The organism is Synechocystis sp. PCC 7509 (assembly GCF_000332075.2).
Classification (GTDB): Bacteria; Cyanobacteriota; Cyanobacteriia; order Cyanobacteriales; family Chroococcidiopsidaceae; genus Aliterella.
This window is the reverse complement of sequence record NZ_ALVU02000001.1, coordinates 28639-47031: the sequence shown is the minus strand read 5'-3', so window position 1 is coordinate 47031 and position 18393 is coordinate 28639. Positions and strand designations below refer to the sequence as shown.

19 protein-coding genes are annotated in these 18393 nt (G+C 43.0%); 9 read left to right on the top strand and 10 right to left on the bottom strand.

Features of this window, described 5'->3' with window-relative positions; all coding sequences use genetic code 11:
* Positions 1–3: 3 nt before the first annotated feature.
* Positions 4–1035, bottom strand: a complete 1032-nt coding sequence (locus SYN7509_RS0200245; RefSeq protein ID WP_009632487.1) for a permease — start codon at positions 1033–1035, stop codon at positions 4–6.
* Positions 1036–1143: 108 nt separating this feature from the next.
* Positions 1144–1689 carry a L,D-transpeptidase gene (locus tag SYN7509_RS0200240; protein WP_009632488.1) on the bottom strand — a complete coding sequence of 182 codons (546 nt, stop codon included), beginning with the start codon at positions 1687–1689 and terminating at the stop codon, positions 1144–1146.
* 284 nt (positions 1690–1973) lie between these two features.
* Here SYN7509_RS0200240 and SYN7509_RS0200235 point away from each other — a divergent pair, with 284 nt between their 5' ends.
* Positions 1974–2585, top strand: coding sequence for a TOBE domain-containing protein (locus SYN7509_RS0200235; protein ID WP_009632489.1), 612 nt, complete (start codon positions 1974–1976; stop codon positions 2583–2585).
* Positions 2586–2669: 84 nt separating this feature from the next.
* On the opposite strand, the gene rimM is transcribed toward SYN7509_RS0200235, so the two are convergent.
* The 3 genes from rimM to SYN7509_RS0200220 all read right to left on the bottom strand — a co-directional run bounded on the left by rimM (position 2670) and on the right by SYN7509_RS0200220 (position 5349).
* Positions 2670–3302: a ribosome maturation factor RimM gene (gene rimM / locus SYN7509_RS0200230; RefSeq protein WP_009632490.1), complete on the bottom strand. Its 633-nt coding sequence runs from the start codon at positions 3300–3302 to the stop codon at positions 2670–2672.
* A gap of 3 nt (positions 3303–3305) precedes the next feature.
* Positions 3306–4592, bottom strand: coding sequence for a valine--pyruvate transaminase (locus tag SYN7509_RS0200225; RefSeq protein ID WP_009632491.1), 1287 nt, complete (start codon positions 4590–4592; stop codon positions 3306–3308).
* 130 nt (positions 4593–4722) lie between these two features.
* Positions 4723–5349 carry a hypothetical protein gene (locus SYN7509_RS0200220; RefSeq protein ID WP_009632492.1) on the bottom strand — a complete coding sequence of 209 codons (627 nt, stop codon included), beginning with the start codon at positions 5347–5349 and terminating at the stop codon, positions 4723–4725.
* Between the two features lie 112 nt (positions 5350–5461).
* Here SYN7509_RS0200220 and ilvD point away from each other — a divergent pair, with 112 nt between their 5' ends.
* Positions 5462–7147 (top strand): dihydroxy-acid dehydratase, encoded by a 1686-nt coding sequence (ilvD, locus tag SYN7509_RS0200215; RefSeq protein WP_009632493.1) that lies wholly within the window; start codon positions 5462–5464, stop codon positions 7145–7147.
* 69 nt (positions 7148–7216) lie between these two features.
* Here the strand turns inward: ilvD and SYN7509_RS0200210 are convergent, their stop codons facing one another.
* From SYN7509_RS0200210 to SYN7509_RS30850, 3 genes are all read right to left on the bottom strand, one after another.
* Positions 7217–8797: a flavin monoamine oxidase family protein gene (locus tag SYN7509_RS0200210; protein WP_009632494.1), complete on the bottom strand. Its 1581-nt coding sequence runs from the start codon at positions 8795–8797 to the stop codon at positions 7217–7219.
* Entirely contained in the window at positions 8779–8940 is a 162-nt protein-coding gene (locus SYN7509_RS30855) for a cupin domain-containing protein (RefSeq protein WP_369792295.1), read from the bottom strand. The genes SYN7509_RS0200210 and SYN7509_RS30855 overlap by 19 nt, the downstream gene beginning before the upstream one ends.
* 80 nt (positions 8941–9020) lie before the next feature.
* Positions 9021–9170 (bottom strand): hypothetical protein, encoded by a 150-nt coding sequence (locus SYN7509_RS30850; RefSeq protein WP_192819834.1) that lies wholly within the window; start codon positions 9168–9170, stop codon positions 9021–9023.
* Between the two features lie 17 nt (positions 9171–9187).
* Here SYN7509_RS30850 and SYN7509_RS0200195 point away from each other — a divergent pair, with 17 nt between their 5' ends.
* From SYN7509_RS0200195 to metK, 7 genes are all read left to right on the top strand, one after another.
* The gene (locus tag SYN7509_RS0200195) at positions 9188–9559 is read left to right on the top strand and encodes a hypothetical protein (RefSeq protein ID WP_009632495.1); all 372 of its coding nucleotides are present in this window, start codon (positions 9188–9190) and stop codon (positions 9557–9559) included.
* Between the two features lie 221 nt (positions 9560–9780).
* A complete protein-coding gene (gene psbB / locus SYN7509_RS0200190) occupies positions 9781–11310 on the top strand; it encodes a photosystem II chlorophyll-binding protein CP47 (protein WP_009632496.1) in 1530 nt (509 codons plus the stop codon).
* A 159-nt stretch (positions 11311–11469) separates the two neighbouring features.
* Positions 11470–11568, top strand: a complete 99-nt coding sequence (locus tag SYN7509_RS28055) for a photosystem II reaction center protein T (protein WP_009632497.1) — start codon at positions 11470–11472, stop codon at positions 11566–11568.
* 173 nt (positions 11569–11741) lie between these two features.
* Complete coding sequence (gene nrdR, locus SYN7509_RS0200175) at positions 11742–12239, top strand: transcriptional regulator NrdR (RefSeq protein WP_009632498.1); 498 nt, start codon at positions 11742–11744, stop codon at positions 12237–12239.
* A 310-nt stretch (positions 12240–12549) separates the two neighbouring features.
* On the top strand, positions 12550–13629 hold the full coding sequence (locus tag SYN7509_RS0200165) for a 30S ribosomal protein S1 (protein ID WP_028954011.1): 1080 nt from the start codon (positions 12550–12552) through the stop codon (positions 13627–13629).
* 92 nt (positions 13630–13721) lie between these two features.
* Entirely contained in the window at positions 13722–14462 is a 741-nt protein-coding gene (locus SYN7509_RS0200160; protein WP_028954010.1) for an HAD family hydrolase, read from the top strand.
* Positions 14463–14569: 107 nt separating this feature from the next.
* Positions 14570–15829, top strand: coding sequence for a methionine adenosyltransferase (metK, locus tag SYN7509_RS0200155; protein ID WP_148298033.1), 1260 nt, complete (start codon positions 14570–14572; stop codon positions 15827–15829).
* A gap of 44 nt (positions 15830–15873) precedes the next feature.
* Here metK and SYN7509_RS0200150 read toward each other — a convergent pair whose 3' ends face one another.
* Positions 15874–17115 carry a bifunctional folylpolyglutamate synthase/dihydrofolate synthase gene (locus tag SYN7509_RS0200150; RefSeq protein WP_009630096.1) on the bottom strand — a complete coding sequence of 414 codons (1242 nt, stop codon included), beginning with the start codon at positions 17113–17115 and terminating at the stop codon, positions 15874–15876.
* 33 nt (positions 17116–17148) lie between these two features.
* Positions 17149–18342, bottom strand: coding sequence for a glycosyltransferase family 4 protein (locus SYN7509_RS0200145; protein WP_009630095.1), 1194 nt, complete (start codon positions 18340–18342; stop codon positions 17149–17151).
* Positions 18343–18393 lie beyond the last annotated feature (51 nt).

The following is an 18393-nucleotide window of genomic DNA, read 5'->3' as shown; positions in this document are numbered from 1 at the left end:
CGGCTACACAATATACAAATTGACAAGTAAGGTAAACAAAAATGTTAATTGCGCGGCTAAAGCAAATAAATAAAACACTGCTCTAGGTTTAAATATTGATAGCATTAGACCCACACCTTTGATGTCAATCATTGGCCCAAAGACCAAAAAGGCTAACAAAGAGCCACTGGTAAATACAGAGGCAAAAGAAAGGGCAAAAAATGAGTCTACCGTAGAGCAAATAGATACTACCGCCGCTAGTAACATCATGGCAAGAATGGATGTAATCGGACTACTACCTAAAGCTAGGATGGCTTCGCGAGGAACAGATACTTGAACGATCGCCGCGATCGCACTCCCAATTACTAACACTGCTCCCAATTCTCGCAATTCTTGGACGGTATTATCTAAAAATAACCGCAGTTTATAGACTAGGGGTTTTGTGGAGGAAGTAGCCGCAAGTTGTGCTTGCATTACTGTTGCATCCATTCTAATTGGTTGCTCTGCCCCTGCTAATAAATAAGTGCCCGATTGTAGTAAGGGTGAATTAAATTCTTCAACTTCTCCTACAGACGGCGTTAATTGGGTAGCTTGCCAATTACTCGCGAGTTCTGGTTGTAAAATTGCCCCCAAATCAGCCTCGGCGCTAAATACCCAACCGATAATAATGGCGATCGCTAAAGAAAATACCACGCGCAGTACGACAATTTCGGGCTGATCTCGAAAGGCTGTCCAAGTTGCCCAAATTACAATTGGGTTGATAGTTGGTGCGGCGAGTAAAAACCCTACTGCTACTGGTGCGGGGACTCCTTGCAATAACAACCTTCGGGCTACAGGTACGTTACCGCATTCGCAGACTGGAAACAAAAACCCGATTAAACTGCCTGTTATTGCCCCCAATAAGGGATTTTTGGGCATTTTTGCCACTAACTGGCGTTCGTCAATAAATAGCAGTAGCAAGCCGGAGAATAAAACCCCCACCAGCAAGAAAGGCATTGCTTCTACAAGCAAACTTAAAAACAGAGTAAAAGCATTGTTCAGTTGTTGTTGATTCATGCGTTTCTCACGCTAAAACCGCCTTTGCATTTCCAGCCATTTTAGACTTTAGTTATCATACATTACCAGAAATAGCTAGATGCTCTAATTAGCATATGTGTTACTTATTCAAGGATTGACCGTTACAGGCGTACCCACATCTACTTGGGCGTAAAGCGCCAAAATATCTTGATTACGCATTCTCACGCAGCCATGAGACACCGCTTGTCCTACAAGTTTTTCTTGAGGAGTACCGTGAAAGCCAATAAAATTTTTGCCATCTGTCCAAAAACCAATCCATCGTGCGCCCAAAGGGTTTTTTGCTCCAGGGGGAACCAATTTACCTGTCCAAGGATGCTCCCAAACTGGATCTCGTTGCATTTCCATAACTTTATAACTGCCTACAGGAGTTTCCCAACCAGCTTTACCAATCGCTACAGGATAACTTGTTGCCAGCTTATCGCCCCGATACAAATATACTCGGCGATCGCTCAACTTTAAAACTAAATTTGTTGTCTGTGTATTCCTTGCTGGCAATGGGGCAGTTAGCGAATTAATCGGCTGATTTTTAGCTGATTCAATAGGTGCTGCTGTCAGGGATTGCTGGATATTTATTACTAATATTGCTACTCCTAACGAGATTAAACATTTTTTAGATAATGAATCAAATTTCACTTTGGTTTAGCCTCACTTTTAACTTTTCTCAATCTCTTGTAAATCTTATTTTACTCCCTTCGTTTATTAACTTCATCTATATAATTCTATGTCTATATAATGAAAGTTTGATTTATAAAATCTTAGACGAACTATATTTTAAAAATATACAAATAGGTAGATTTAATATTTTTTAACCGATTCTACCTTGATGAAGGTAGCTAGTTGGATCGAATAATAAATAAACCATAATTTATTAATTGAGACAGCGATCGCAAATCATATTAAACAGAGGATAAAAAAGTATGCGACAAATCAAATTATTGCCAGGCACAATGCTTTTGATGTTGGCATCAACATTATCAATCAATCCAGTTAACGCTCAAACAAGCCCCGCAAGTGGCATGGGTGAAACCCAAAATCCAATCAATCCAAGTGGAACAAATACGCCGCCTGTAACTACTCCAATGCAGATGGAAAATCCATCGGCACCAGCTTCAACACCAATGCAAAATCAGGTAGTACCAAGTTCTACAGAGCCGACTACTACAAATACTGTAAGTGGAACAATTAGAAGCATTGAAGGGGAAACCGTAACTCTAGAAATGGCTGACGGAATGACCAAACAAATGATGGTGTCAAGAGCAGACTTACAGAGTCTAAATTTGCGGGAAGGGATGCAAATTTCCGCTACTCTAGACGCTCAATCGATGGCTTCAAATATTACTTTAGCTCAAGCAAGAACAACTACAGGTACAGAAGCTACAACCAACCAAGTAGGTACAACTTCAGCTACTGAATCTACGACTTCCACAGAAGTAGAGGCAACCAGTGCAACCCCCACAACAACCACTGAAACTACTCAGACTACAGTTCAATCTACTCCAGCCAACCGCCCTGTAAGAGCGCTGTGGTAATTTGAGCGAGAATTTTACGCCTAAATAATAAATGAAATGGTGCTGCCTTTTGAGTAGCACTATTTCTATTTGATTACTCAAACTCTAATTAAGCTCTAACAAGCCTGATGGGGGGATAATTTCAATTCGTTTATTGGCTAAATCAACGACCGGAGCGATCGCTTTTACAAACGGAATTAAAATATTTTTAGCTGGAGGTTTGTCTACTTCCGCAACGGGCTGAACTTCCAATAAGTCGTTACCCGCCGCAATCACATCAACCACCTTACCGACAACTACTTGCGTTAGCTGGTTAAATACCTCTAGACCAATTAGATCAAGGACATGATACTCATCTTCGCCTAGTTTTGGGCGATCGCTTTCCGGGACAAGTAACAAGCAACCGCGCAAATCTTCCGATTGATCGCGGGTGGTTATTCCCGCAAGAGAAATTGCATACAAGCCTTTTCCCTCAATATATCGTCCGTGCAACAACTCAATCGGTTGCGGTTCTTCCTCTTGAGAACGTAACAACCAGCGCGTACCGGGAATTACAAACCGTTCGGGAAAGTCTGAATCAGGATAAACTCTTAATTCACCTTGCAAGCCTTGAGCGGCGACAATTTTACCTATTTGCAGCCAGCCATCGGGAAGTTTTAAGTAGGAAGTTTTAGCTTTTCCATTGGCGAGTTTTAAGCTAGGAGTTTTGGGAGTTAGATCGATATTTTTTTTGCTCATAACTTAAATAACAGCACTACTTACTTTTTGATAAACTTGCCTTGTAACTTTAGCTAAACGCTCCATTCCCGTTTTGATGTCTGCATCGCTGGCGGTGAGGCTAATTCGCAGACATTGCTGCTTGTGCGCCCATTCCTCTTGTAAACCAGGAAAAAACGTACTTCCAGGGACGACAATCACTCCTACTTGCTTGAGTTGCTGATAAAATTCCCAATCAGTAATTGGCAAATTTTCAAACCACAACCAGGCAAAAATTGCTCCTTCACCGCGATGGAGATACCAAGGCAAATCTTTAGGCATTGCTTGGTTTAATGTTTCTTCTAAAACTAAAAACTTATTTTGATAAAAGGGGCGAATAATAGTTGTGGCAATCTCTGCAAGCTTACCCGAATCTATAGCACGGGCGGCGATCGCTTGTCCATAGCGCGAGGGGTGAATGCACATATTAGTTTGGAAAGATTCTAGCACCTGAATAATTTGCTCATCGGCGATCGCAACTCCAATTCTTTCTCCCGGTAATCCAGCTTTAGATAAGCTCATGCAATGGACAATATTATCGCCAAATATAGGAGTAAATTCGGTAAAGTTCAACGCCGGAAAAGGTGGCCCGTAAGCAGAATCAATTAAAACCGGAACGTCGTAAGGTGCGGCTAAGTGAGCAATTTTTTTCACTTCCTCATCCGTCATCACATTACCTGTAGGATTGCAAGGACGTGAGAAAATCACACAACCTGTACTTTCATTAATTTCTAACTGACTAAAATCAGGACGGTACTTAAACTTGTGATTTGCTTCATCAATATCGAGCCTTGGCTTGTAAGCTTTGAGAGCTTCAGAAGTTAAACTAACGCCGCCGTAGCCTGTATAGTCAGGACTTAAGGGAAAAACAATTTGCTTAAGAGCGCCGCTTGACGTATAGCCACCAAAGACATTAGCCGCATAGAAATACAATGATTGACTACCGGGAGTAATTAAAATATTGCGACTGCTTAAGTTGAGATTGTAGCGGCGATTGAAGTCATTGGCGATCGCATCAATTAAAGCTCCGTAACCTTGGCTTGAACCATAACGACAAACAACTTCGCCATACTCGGAACTAGCTAATAATTCGGCGGTACAATCGCGCCAAAGTTGCTCTACTTGGGGCAAAATTAGCGGATTTCCCGCACTCAAATTAATAAATTCTTGCCCATTACTTGCTTGTAGTGTTTCTATAATGTCTTTCATAATTGCCCTAACACCAGTCAGAGTTGACATTTGAGTACCAATTTTAGTAAGGGCAAGTTTCATAATAAGTAAATTAGGATTAGTTTTGATAAATCGCGGCTGTCTAGTAGTAAGTTTTGATTTTAACCACAGACAAATGTACTTGGTATAACAATTTTAAACAGTTATCTTCATTTAGTTACTTAAATGCTAGTTATTTTCGGCGTGGGTGGCGTAACAGCCAAACTAAAGTTCCGCCTGTAATTGCTCCATAAGTACCTAAACTCACAACTCCGGTTACAAGGGAACTGTAAAAAAGGACTGATGTTGCTTCAGCTAGAGCGCTAAGTCCACTATCTCCAGCGTCTCCAGTCGGAGGTTGTTCGATGGCTTTGGATACAACTCTAAATACAACCTCTCCTGTAACTATGCTTATAAATAGCCCTACACCATTTGCTAGTATCCAACTACTGGCTCGTAAAAAATGCGGTCTTAAAACAAGGTAGGGAAATATAGCCGCCACAGCACCAATTACCGCCCAACCTAGATTTCTGTCTAAAACTTTAAGTATGTATCCTGCAATAACTGAACTAGCAATTGTGCCAGCAACACTTACTAAAACCCAAATACCATTAATTTTCGGAGTATAGTTTTTTAGCAAAAGATATTGCGGAGTTGCCCAAAGTATTCCAATCATACTTAAGCCGACAAACGCACCTAAACTGTTTTGATTGCGGGTAGTAAATATCAGAAAGCCTAAAATAAAGCACCCAATTCCGCCCCCGATACAAACTAGCACCCACAATATCCAAAACTTCCATGCGATCGCTATGTTTGACATAAATATCTCCGGTGCTTCACACCCAAGGCAATCAGTTTTAATTTATTTAACGAGCCAAACTGAGAAATAAATATAATAAACTACCCTAGAGAGACAAATAATTAAAAAAAATATGCCGGATAATCTTAAAAGCCAAGCTATAACTCAAGGCACAGCGCGATCGCCTAACCGTGCTATGTTACGCGCTTTAGGCTTTACTGACGAAGATTTTACTAAACCAATTGTGGGACTAGCTAACGGCTACAGCACCATCACACCCTGCAATATGGGCATAAATAAGTTGGCTTTAAGAGCCGAAGCCGCCCTGCGTAATGCTGCCGCCATGCCGCAAATGTTTGGCACAATTACGATTAGCGACGGGATCTCAATGGGAACTGAGGGAATGAAATATTCTCTCGTATCGCGGGAAGTTATTGCTGACTCCATTGAAACTGCTTGCACCGGGCAAAGTATGGATGGGGTACTAGCTATTGGTGGTTGCGATAAAAATATGCCAGGGGCGATGATTGCGATCGCGCGCATGAATATTCCCGCTATTTTTGTTTATGGTGGCACAATTAAACCCGGTCATTACAACGGACGAGATTTAACGGTTGTTAGTTCTTTTGAGGCTGTAGGACAGTACAGCGCCGGGAAAATTGACAAAGAGGAATTACTGGAAATTGAGCGCAACGCCTGCCCTGGGGCGGGTTCTTGTGGTGGAATGTTTACGGCTAATACCATGTCCAGCGCCATTGAAGCAATGGGGTTGAGTTTACCTTATTCCTCTACAATGGCAGCCGAAGATGAGGAAAAAGCCAATAGTGCCGAAAAGTCAGCTTTTGTCTTAGTTGATGCGATTCGTAAGCAATTATTACCCCGGCAAATTCTTACTCGTAAAGCTTTTGAAAACGCTATTTCCGTAATTATGGCGGTAGGTGGTTCGACAAATGCCGTTTTACACATGATGGCGATCGCCTATTCTGCCGGAGTAGAGTTATGTTTAGATGATTTTGAAACTATCCGCGCCCGTGTCCCGGTAATTTGCGACCTCAAACCCAGTGGTAAATACGTTGCTACCGACTTACACAAAGCTGGCGGTATTCCTCAAGTTATGAAAATGCTGTTGGCGCACAATTTATTACATGGAGATGCGTTAACCATAACCGGACAAACCGTAGCTGAAGTATTAGCAGATATTCCCGAAACGCCCCGCCTTGACCAAGATGTCATTCGTCCTTGGGATAATCCTATGTACGCCGAAGGTCATTTAGCCATTCTCCGGGGCAATTTAGCCACCGAGGGGGCAGTTGCCAAGATTACCGGAGTCAAAAAGCCTATTATTACTGGTCGCGCCCGCGTGTTTGATTCTGAAGAAGCCTGCTTAAAAGCAATTTTGACAGGACAAATTGTCGCTGGAGATGTAATTGTAATTCGTTACGAAGGCCCAAAAGGTGGACCCGGAATGCGGGAAATGTTAGCCCCAACTTCGGCAATTATTGGCGCTGGTTTGGGCGATTCTGTTGGGTTAATTACCGACGGGCGCTTTTCTGGCGGTACGTACGGTATGGTTGTCGGTCACGTCGCACCAGAGGCTTTTGTTGGCGGTGCGATCGCCCTTGTCCGGGAAAATGACACAATTACTATTGACGCTCCTGCTCGTGCGTTAAATCTGCACGTATCAGAGGAAGAATTAGCAATTCGTCGCGCCCAGTGGCTACCACCCAAACCCCGCTATACTACCGGAATATTAGCAAAATATGCTCGTCTGGTATCTTCTAGTAGTTTTGGCGCAGTAACAGACTTAAACTTCGGTTAGATTTTGTAGAGACGTTTATTAGATTTTGTAGAGACGTTGCATTGCAACGTCTCTACCTTCAACCCCATATCAAACTTTCAAACCCAAATCAAGCAATATCTCCTTCGCCGCTTCTTCTCCACTCGCACAACCGCCTTCCATATAGCCTTGCGTCTCCCCAGAACAATGTTCGCCAGCAAAAAATATATTACCTACCCGCTCTTTTTCTGCTCCGGCGATACTTGTCCATTGCCCCACTAAATAACACGAATAAGAACCCTGAAAATAACGTTCTCCCAACCAATAAGCGCGGATGGCTTGACTAGCTTGGCGAACATCGCTAATTGCGGGAAATACTTTATCTAATTGATTTACTAATTTTTGGGCTTGACTTTCCGGCGATATTGTATTTAATGACGCGCTATATTTACCACCAGTAAAGTTAGTAATTAATCCTTGAGAACCTGTAACATAGCGGCTAGATTCCCAGGTACTTTGAAACTCTAAATCGGTAAAAATAGCCGCGCTTGATTGATATTTGTCCCGCCATAAACGCTGACTATAGCTAGTAATTAGCTTTGCATTTTTGCCATAACCCAATTGCGCGATTACTTTGCGTTTAATTGGTGGTAAAGTAACTTTACTTGTAGCAACTTGACGCAAAGCCGTAAATGGTAAAGTAAGCAAAATTCGCTCATAAGTGCGACTAAAGGTTTTTAACCCATTACGCAAACTAACTTGATAACGTCCATCAGATAAAGTGCTAATAGACTCAAGCACCGTCTGAGTTTGAATAGAATTAGTTAATAATTTAACCAATCGTTGGATTATTTGCTCGTTACCGCCAGCAATTTGATAGCGTTCGTCACTTTCGCCGTAAAGCTGAAACTTATCGGTGTCTGTACCAATTAAAAATAGCAAATTTAAGCAAGACTGTTCCGACGCTTCTCTACCGTATTCTGTAGTATAAGCAAGCGCCAACATTTGTTTTAAAATTGGCTCAATAGCTGCCGTTTCTAAATACTCCGTAATAGACAAACGGTCAAACTTTCTAGCCTTTGGACTAGCGACACGGTAATTAATATCTCCCTCTCCTATAGCTGCTAAATCTTGGTCAATTTTTTGCGCTAAAGGTACAAACCAATCAATAATTTCCTTTTGAGTAATTTTCCGATTCTCAAAATACCATACCTCCGTTTCTAACCCTTTATCGCTAGTTTGCAAGTCTACAACTTTTAAGCCTAATTCTTTAGCTAAACCTAACAAGTTTTCATGACCGCTATCGATAAATTCTCCTCCCATTTCCGCCGGAATAGATGTACCTAGCGCCTTAAACGTCGTTCTAATCCGTCCCCCTAAGCGATTGGTTGCTTCAATAATATCTACGGGTACTCCTGCTTGCTGGAGGCGATAACCCGCCGTTAAACCTGCAATTCCCCCACCGACTATTAACATTTTAGAGGTATTTATGGACTTCGCATTAAGTCTATAGTTAAAACTAGCTGTACTCACCGCACTAGCTACGGCTAATCCTCCATACACAAAACGGCGGCGAGTAGTTTTAGTTGCCAAAGTATCAATTATTTCATCGGTAGGAATACCGCTTTTAATTGAAAAATGAGCAATATTGTAAGCTTTTCGTAGCGAACTAATTAATTTACTTTTGTCCATAGGTTAATTAAATTCAAACAATGTCCATCCGCAACTCCTGCCGGGAAACCTGCACAATCTCCTACCGTTAAAATTTCTTCTCCCCTATCCGTTACCAGCGTAATTTCCCCAGACAAAACATAGATAAATTCATCCTTGTCTATCGTGCCAATGTCTCAACGCCGAAGCACTTCCAGGGGCAAGCTCTACTAAATTTACCCCAAAATTTTGCAATAGCGCCGCATTACCCAAACGCTTTCTTGAAAAATAATGCGGTGTGGCTCTGCCTCCCGCATTTTTTCCGCTTTTTAACTCGTCCGGCGACTACGGGTTTAAATTGTTCGGGATAATTAGAAATGTAACTAATAGTTACATTTTCTAAATTAATTTTCATTTTGCAGTTGGTTAAAAATGTATCTGTTTGCTATCGTAAACAGCAACCAATTATTAGTTCAAGCAAGAGTGAAATATTTTTTTCTCACCGATGGCTGGACAATCGGCAGAGTATGGGCAAGCGATGGATTGTGGAATGAAGCAGCTTGGCGACGCAAACCAGAGATTGAGCGCCTAAACTTGCAATTGGAGACTCAAAACGAGACACTATGGCTCTATCGAGTCGAAACAGCAATTTTAACTATAGAAGTAAAATCAGAGTATCCGGCTGCCAATGCGATCGCATCGGTAGTATTAAAGCGTTTAATCACCGCCCCCCAAGTAATCGAGCGTCTAAGCTTTGCCGCCGCCCATTGTCAGATTGAAAATGCCCAACTTCTGACTGAATAACAATGGTTAAAGTGCGAGGAGCGCTGTTTATACTCTTGCATTCGGGTCTGTCAATAGTTACACTTTTTTAATAATTCTCATTTTGTTTGGCGTTACCAGAAGTGCGAAAGTGCGATCGCTGTTTAACCAAAAACACCCGTCATGCTCCCAAGCATCTGGCAATAACAAAAAGCTGAAAAATTACTGTTTGTAAATTACTCATCCTTGGAGGATCGTAGTCAATGGGACTACCCTGGTACCGCGTACATACAGTTGTTCTGAACGATCCAGGGCGACTGATATCCGTACACTTAATGCACACTGCGCTTGTAGCAGGTTGGGCTGGTTCGATGGCTTTATACGAACTAGCAATTTTTGATCCAAGCGATCCCGTTCTCAATCCCATGTGGCGGCAAGGAATGTTTGTCATGCCCTTCATGGCACGTCTAGGCGTAACCCAATCCTGGGGCGGTTGGAACATCACTGGTGGCGCAGCAACCGATCCGGGTTTTTGGTCGTTTGAAGGCGTTGCCGTCGCTCATATCGTTCTTTCTGGCTTACTATTTTTAGCTGCCTGCTGGCACTGGGTCTACTGGGATTTAGAATTATTTAGAGATCCCCGCACGGGCGAACCTGCTTTAGATTTGCCCAAAATGTTTGGCATTCATTTATTTTTGTCTGGTTTGCTCTGTTTTGGTTTCGGCGCTTTTCACCTCACTGGTTTATTTGGGCCGGGAATGTGGGTTTCTGACCCCTATGGTCTAACAGGCAGCGTCCAACCTGTTGCCCCAGAATGGGGCCCTGCGGGGTTCAATCCGTTTAATGCTGGGGGCGTAGTGGCTCACCACATCGCGGCGGGTATTGTCGGTATTATTGCAGGTTTGTTTCACCTCACCGTTAGACCCCCGGAAAGGCTCTACAAAGCCCTACGGATGGGTAATATCGAAACTGTACTATCTAGTAGTATTGCGGCGGTATTCTTTGCTGCTTTTGTTGTGGCGGGGACAATGTGGTACGGCAACGCTACTACCCCGATTGAACTATTTGGACCTACCCGCTATCAGTGGGATCAAACCTACTTCAAACAAGAAATCGATCGCCGCGTTCAAGAAGAAGTCGCCCAAGGTCTAACCCTAACGGCGGCTTGGTCAGGTATCCCTGAAAAACTTGCCTTCTACGACTACGTTGGCAATGACCCCGCTAAAGGTGGTTTATTCCGCGTTGGTCCTATGGATAAAGGCGATGGAGTAGCCCAAGGTTGGTTAGGACATCCGGTATTTAAAGATGGGGAAGGTCGCGAACTTAGCGTTCGTCGTCTGCCTAACTTCTTTGAAACTTTCCCGGTAGTCTTGACCGATGCTGATGGCGTTGTCCGCGCTGATATTCCTTTCCGACGCGCCGAATCAAAGTATAGCTTCGAGCAAGCTGGAGTCACCGCCAGCTTCTACGGCGGTGCTTTAAATGGTCAAACCTTCGACGATCCTGCGGAAGTCAAAAAGTACGCGCGTAAAGCTCAATTGGGCGAACCTTTTGAGTTTGATCGCGAAAAACTAAACTCTGATGGTGTATTCCGCACCAGCCCCAGAGGTTGGTTTACTTACGGTCACGCAGTATTTGCTTTATTGTTCTTCTTCGGTCACTTGTGGCACGGTTCAAGGACAATTTTCCGTGACGTGTTTGCTGGTGTAGAAGCAGACCTAGAGGATCAAGTCGAATGGGGTCTATTCCAAAAAGTGGGAGACAAATCTACCCGCAAAAAGGAAGCCGTTTAAATTTTTACTAGCAATAGCAAGGCAATAAACCTTGTTGTGATGTTAAGAACGGTTAAACAATTAGTTTGTAAGTAATAATTGCAGGTAGATTGTTTAGCCGTTCTTTTCTTTTGCTTGGTAAACTATCAGTATTAAGTAACTCAATTTGGAATTCGTAATATGGAAAGCGTTGCTTACATTTTGATTTTGGCTCTTGCCATTGGGACATTGTTTTTTGCGATCGCTTTTCGGGAACCACCCCGGATTGAGAAGAAGTAAATCGCAAAGTTTACTTAAAACTGCTGGCATCAGCTTTAACCGTTGCTACACTCTAGCTGTAGCAACGGATTTTGCAATTTTTGCGCCCACTGTTTTAATGCCAAAAAATCAAGCAATTGTTGTTTGTCTGCCCAAGAAAATTTAACTAATTAACTTGCTTACCCGTTGCCATTATGCAATGTCCCTTTTGCCAGCATCCCGATAATAGAGTGCTTGAATCCCGCGCCACGGAAGCTGGGCAAAGTATCCGGCGGCGGCGGGAGTGTTTAAGTTGTTTGCGACGGTTTACAACCTACGAACGAATAGAGTTTGTCCCCATTACTGTAATTAAGCAAAGTGGCGATCGCGAACTATTCGATCGCTCCAAAATTTTGCGGGGAATAGTTCGCGCTTGTCAGAAAACTGGGATTCCTTACCTCAAATTAGAGGCGATAGTAGACGAAATTGAATCTCAATTACAACAGCGTACCCTTCGGGAAGTTACTAGCTTAGAAATTGGAGACTTAGTTTTAGAGCAATTAAAAGCAATTAGCGAAGTCGCTTACGTGCGTTTTGCGTCCGTTTATCGCCAATTTAAAAATATCCGCGACTTTGTAGAAACTTTGGACGACTTGACTAATTGCCCCACCCAAAGCAATCGGGAAGTTTTTACAGCTACATTTATGAGCTAAAGATCGTCATTTGACCCCGCAAAAAAATTACCCGCCCCCTAGCTCAGGTATAATGTTGGGTCTGGATACTAATGCGTTTAGAATTACTTAGTCCTAAGCTAGGATGAGAAGGAAAGTAAATCGCATTTTTAAGTTTTCAGGCGATCGCCCGTCCATTACCACCGGGATCACAAACCCGCAGCTTGGAAAACCTCGTAGCGCGCAACTAGCAAGCGATCGAGATTTAGGTGTAAATTGCCGCTACTTGTAGCGTGCAGGTACATCGTAGGAGGCAAAAAACTACGGAGACTAACCCTAGGAACAAATTAGCATGGTCAATCAGAAACAAACTACTTTAGATATTGGCTTTACTCACGACGATTTTGCTGCACTGCTCGATAAATATGACTATCACTTTAGCCCTGGTGATGTAGTAGCAGGTACAGTATTTAGTATCGAGCCGAGAGGCGCTCTGATTGATATTGGTGCTAAAACCGCCGCTTATATTCCTATTCAGGAAATGTCAATTAACCGGGTAGATGCCCCGGAAGAAGTATTACAATCCAACGAAACGCGCGAATTTTTCATTCTCACCGATGAAAACGAAGACGGACAGTTAACTCTTTCTATCCGCCGCATTGAGTATATGCGGGCTTGGGAGCGAGTCAGACAACTGCAAACAGAAGATGCTACCGTGCGATCGGGAGTTTTTGCCACAAATCGCGGTGGAGCTTTAGTTAGAATTGAAGGCTTGCGCGGTTTTATTCCTGGCTCTCACATCAGCACTCGCAAACCTAAAGAAGATTTATTAGGCGAAGAATTACCATTAAAGTTTCTAGAAGTAGATGAAGACCGCAACCGTCTAGTCCTTAGTCATCGTCGCGCTTTAGTTGAGCGCAAGATGAACCGTTTGGAAGTCGGCGAAGTGGTAATTGGTACAGTACGCGGCATTAAGCCTTACGGTGCTTTTATTGATATTGGTGGAGTAAGCGGACTACTACACATTTCCGAAATTTCTCACGATCACATCGATACACCTCATAGTGTATTCAACGTCAACGACGAACTAAAAGTCATGATTATTGATTTGGATGCGGAAAGAGGACGCATTTCTCTATCAACCAAACAGCTTGAGCCAGAACCAGGCGATATGATTAAAGACCGACAGTTGGTCTTTGATAGCGCCGAAGAAATGGCTGCTAAGTATCGCGAACAAATGCTTGCCAAGCAGCAAGGAATTACCATCACCGAAGACGAGTTATCTGAAGAAGATATCCCCTCGGCAATGGAAGAAGCGATCGCCCCCACCGATGAAGATATCCCTTCGGCAATGGAAGAAGCGATCGCCCCCACCGATGAAGATATCCCTTCGGCAGTGGAAGATATCCCCGTTGCCACTGAAGAAGTTTAAATTGGGCAAATAATCGCTCATATCAGTTAAAAAAGAGGGAAATTCCCTCTTTTTATTTGTTTGCCGCACTAATTATGGAGAGACAGGACTTTTTGGCAACTATTCAATGCAAGAACCTCACCTTTACTAACATTGAGGCAATTATCTTTGACAAAGACGGGACGCTTGAAGACTCGGAAGTTTATTTAAGAAGTTTAGGACAAAGGCGATCGCGGATTATCGACGCGCAAGTTCCTGGAACTTCCGAACCCCTATTGATGGCCTTTGGCATCAATGGCAACACTCTCGATCCTACAGGAATGTTGGCTGTAGCCAGCCGCCACGAATCAGAAATCGCTGCCGCCGCCTACATTGCCGAAACAGGTAAAGGATGGTTGGAATCTTTAGAAATTGCTCGTCGTGCTTTCACCGAAGCTGATAATTTTATTGGTACTGCGCCTTCGCCGCTATTTATGGGCAGTTTAGAAGTATTAATAAATTTATCCCAAGCAGGGTTGAAACTAGGCATTCTTTCCGCCGCTTCCACGGACAGAGTCCGCAGCTTTGTCCAAACTCATCAGTTGAGCGATTACATTCAATTGCAAATGGGAACTATCCCAGGAGGAATAAGTAAACCAAATCCAGCTTTATTTATGCAAGCTTGTCAAACTTTAGGGGTAGAACCTAGCAATACCTTGATGGTAGGCGACTCGATAGGCGATATCAAAATGGCTCGTGAAGCAAAAGCCGCCGGGTGTATTGGAATTTGCTGGAATCAAGCCGCCACTCATTTACAATCGGCAGATGTCACGATTTCTCACTTAGAAGAAATTAAACTTATAGTAAAGCCTTAATGAAGCTATGAGTTTTCTGCTACCTAAAGGTAGACAGATAGTGATAGTGGAAAGTTATAATGACCGAAATTTTACTTGATAATTTGCTGCCAAGCACCCAGGAGGAAATGCCCTTGTCTCGTCGTTACCTGTTTACTTCTGAATCTGTTACTGAAGGTCATCCTGATAAAATTTGCGATCAAATTTCCGATACTATTTTAGACGCACTATTAGCACAAGATCCTAGTAGCCGTGTGGCTGCCGAAGTTGTGGTAAATACGGGTTTAATATTAATTACTGGCGAAATTACAACCAAAGCTCAAGTAAATTATGTAGATTTAGCTCGAAAAAAAATTGCTGATATTGGCTATACCGAAGCTGATAATGGCTTTTGTAATAATAGCTGCTCAGTTTTGGTTGCTTTAGACGAGCAATCTCCCGATATTGCTCAAGGTGTAAATACGGCTCAAGAATTCCGCGAACAAGACAGCGAGGAACAATTTGATGCGGTGGGTGCTGGCGATCAAGGTTTGATGTTTGGTTTTGCTTGCAACGAAACCCCCGAATTAATGCCTTTACCTATTAGTCTTGCTCAACGAATTGCTCGGCGTTTAGCAGCAGTACGAAAAACAGGTCAATTACCTTATCTGCGTCCTGACGGGAAAACTCAAGTAACCGTTGCTTACGAAGATGGTAAGCCTGTAGGTATTGATACGATTTTGGTTTCTACCCAGCATACGGCTACTATCGGTGATATTACAGAACAAGAGGCAGTCCAAGCCAAAATTAAAGAAGACCTTTGGGTAGCAGTAGTAGAGCCTGTATTTGCGGACTGTGACATCAAGCCAGATGCGGAAACTCGCTTTTTGGTTAATCCCACTGGGAAGTTTGTAATTGGCGGGCCCCAAGGCGATTCAGGGCTAACTGGACGCAAGATAATTGTCGATACCTACGGCGGTTACTCGCGACATGGCGGTGGTGCATTTTCCGGCAAAGATCCCACAAAAGTAGATCGTAGCGCCGCTTATGCTTGCCGTTATGTTGCTAAAAATATTGTCGCGGCTGGATTAGCTGAAAAGTGCGAAGTACAGCTAAGTTATGCTATTGGTGTCGCCAGACCAGTGAGTATTTTAGTCGAAACTTTCGGTACAGGTAAAGTAGATGACGATCGCTTATTGGAATTGGTCAAAGAGCATTTTGAACTGCGTCCATTGGGAATTATTCATACTTTTAACCTGCGTCAACTTCCTGGGGAACGTGGGGGGCGTTTTTACCAGGATGTAGCGGCTTACGGTCACTTTGGACGCACCGATTTAGATTTACCTTGGGAACAAACCGATAAAGCAGCAATATTAAGTGCTGCTTTAACTCAAGTAGTTGCTCAATAGATAGATAAAAAAGGGATAGACCTAAAATCGGTTTATCCCTTTTTTTATGAAGATGGAAAAGTTTTTAAAAAATGCCCCACTAAATATAGCGAACCACACAAAATAACTAGGCGATCGCCCTGTACTACTTTTAGAGCAGCAAACAAATCATCATGAGTCTGGCAATTAGCTAATTTGGGACAAATATTTCGAGCCAATAATGCTAAATCCAATGGATCGGCGCTGCTATGGTCAGGCACAGGGACTAAGTGTAAGCTATCTTGCGAACGCAGCAAGGCGGCAAAAATCTCTTTATGGTCTTTGGTAGACAACATCCCCATTACCCACGTTACAGGGGCAGCTAAGGTGTCTGTGTATTGACGTAAAGCTTGAGCCGCCGCCGGGTTATGAGCGCCATCAATTAATAAAGAAAAGTCTTCATACTTTACCCACTGAAGGCGACCAAGCCAGCGAGTTTTCTTCATTCCCGAAGCGATCGCTTCTGGGGTAATTTGCCAGCCATTTTGTTGCAATAGTTGGATAGTCGCAATAGCAATAGCTGAGTTACTCAACTGGATTTCTCCAAGTAGAGGCAAAGGATATTTTATATTTTGATAAATTGCCCCTCTTTGACCGTCAATTAGTAACTCTGTAGCAGGTTCTACCCAAACAGCCGGACAATCTAGTTTAGTAATGCGCGATCGCACTACATTTTCCGCCTCTAATGGTAATTGTCCTACTACCACCGGACAACCAGGCTTAATAATTCCCGCCTTTTCTGTAGCAATTTCTGCCAAAGTTGAACCTAATTGCTGCCAATGTTCGCGGCTAATGGATGTAATAACTGAAACAAGAGGGCGATCGCATAGATTTGTCGCATCCAGTCGTCCTCCTAAACCTACTTCTATAATGGCGATATCTACATGGCTTTGAGCAAAATATAACCAAGCCGCCGCCGTAATTATTTCAAATTGGGTGGGTATTTCGGTGGTGGGATCGATAGCGTTTTGAACTTGTGATAGTAAGTTTTGCAGCGTTTCTAAAGAGATAGGTTGCTCGTTTAAACAAATCCGCTCGTTCCAATCAACCAAATGCGGCGATGTATAGCGTCCTACCTTGTAGCCTGCTTGAGTCAAAATTGAGGATAAATAGGCACAAACCGAACCTTTACCATTAGTTCCCGCTACGTGAATTATCGGGACTTGCTGGTGTGGATTGCCCAATCTATCTAAAAGTCTCTCGATTCTCTCTAAACCAAGATGAACGCCAAACCTTTGAAATGGTTGCAGTATAGAGTCAATATTCACAAGTAAAAGTAATTTATTTGGATCGACGAGAACTTAAACCTTAGCTTTTTTTCGGGCGATCGCGCGGCGATAACTTTCCTCTTGCAAACTGCCGATGCGATCGATGTTGTATTGTTCCATCACTCTAGCGCGGGCAGCAGAGCCTAATTGCTGACGTAATTTAGGATCGTCTAATAATTCTATGACCGCACTAGCAATCTTTTGGGGGCTTTCCGGCGGTACTAGCCGCCCAAACTCGTTAGAACTAATAATTTCTGCCATTCCCCCGGAATTGCTGCCTACAACCCCCCGACCTGCGGACATTCCTTCTAAGCAAACGAAACCAAAACTTTCCCAAATACTAGGAAAAACACATATATCCGTAACGCTTAAAGCTGAGGGGATTTGCTCTGGCGGTATTTGTCCAGTAAATTCTATTGATTTGAGGTATGGCTGCAACAACTCTTGCAAATATTCCAACATACTTTGTTGAGGATTTGGCGACTTTTGAGTAGAACCAACAAAACGAAACTTGGTTTGAGGATGCTTCGCTAAAATTATTGGTATTGCTTTTGCTAAATCAATCACACCTTTTCTGATCTCTAGCCTGCCAATAAAGCTAACGGTATTAGTCAGAGTATCCACAGGAATAGTTAATGATTCAGGGGCTGGAATGTAAGGATAAGGAAATACATTTACCTTGTTTGGATCTAGTTTCCATAGATCAATTAGTTTATTGCCTATAGCTTGGGAAGGGGAGGCAATTTCGTCGGCGGCTAAAGCATGGACGCGCTCAATATCAATAAAGGGACTAATACCTCGACGATAAAAATTAAGTTTTCTCCTCAAAGTTTGCCGCAAACTAGGCTTATTAAACTGAGCGATCAGCGCGTAGGGCGTATGGAGTTTAATTACTAAAGGTATATCGGGAACAAGTTGTACGGCAAATCGGCTATCAGCACCATAGTCTGGCCCTTCTAAAACATCAAACCCAATTTCTCGATGACGACGGGCAAATACTTGAGCAATCGGCTGGGCAAAATCTACTCTTAAATTCTCATGTTTGATCCGGTGTATTACTGCACCATTAGACTCGGTTTCGCTTCCCGAACGCTGGCGACTAGCGGCAAAAACTTCTACTTGATTTCCCCGCAGTTGCAGCATATTTACCGCTTGTTTTACGTAGGTAGCAATACCGCCATCGGCAGTATCTGGGGGGTATTCAAAAGTTATAAAAGCAATTTTCATAAGTAATTGGTAGTTAAATATTTACGAACTTTTAGCTGTAAGTTTTATAAA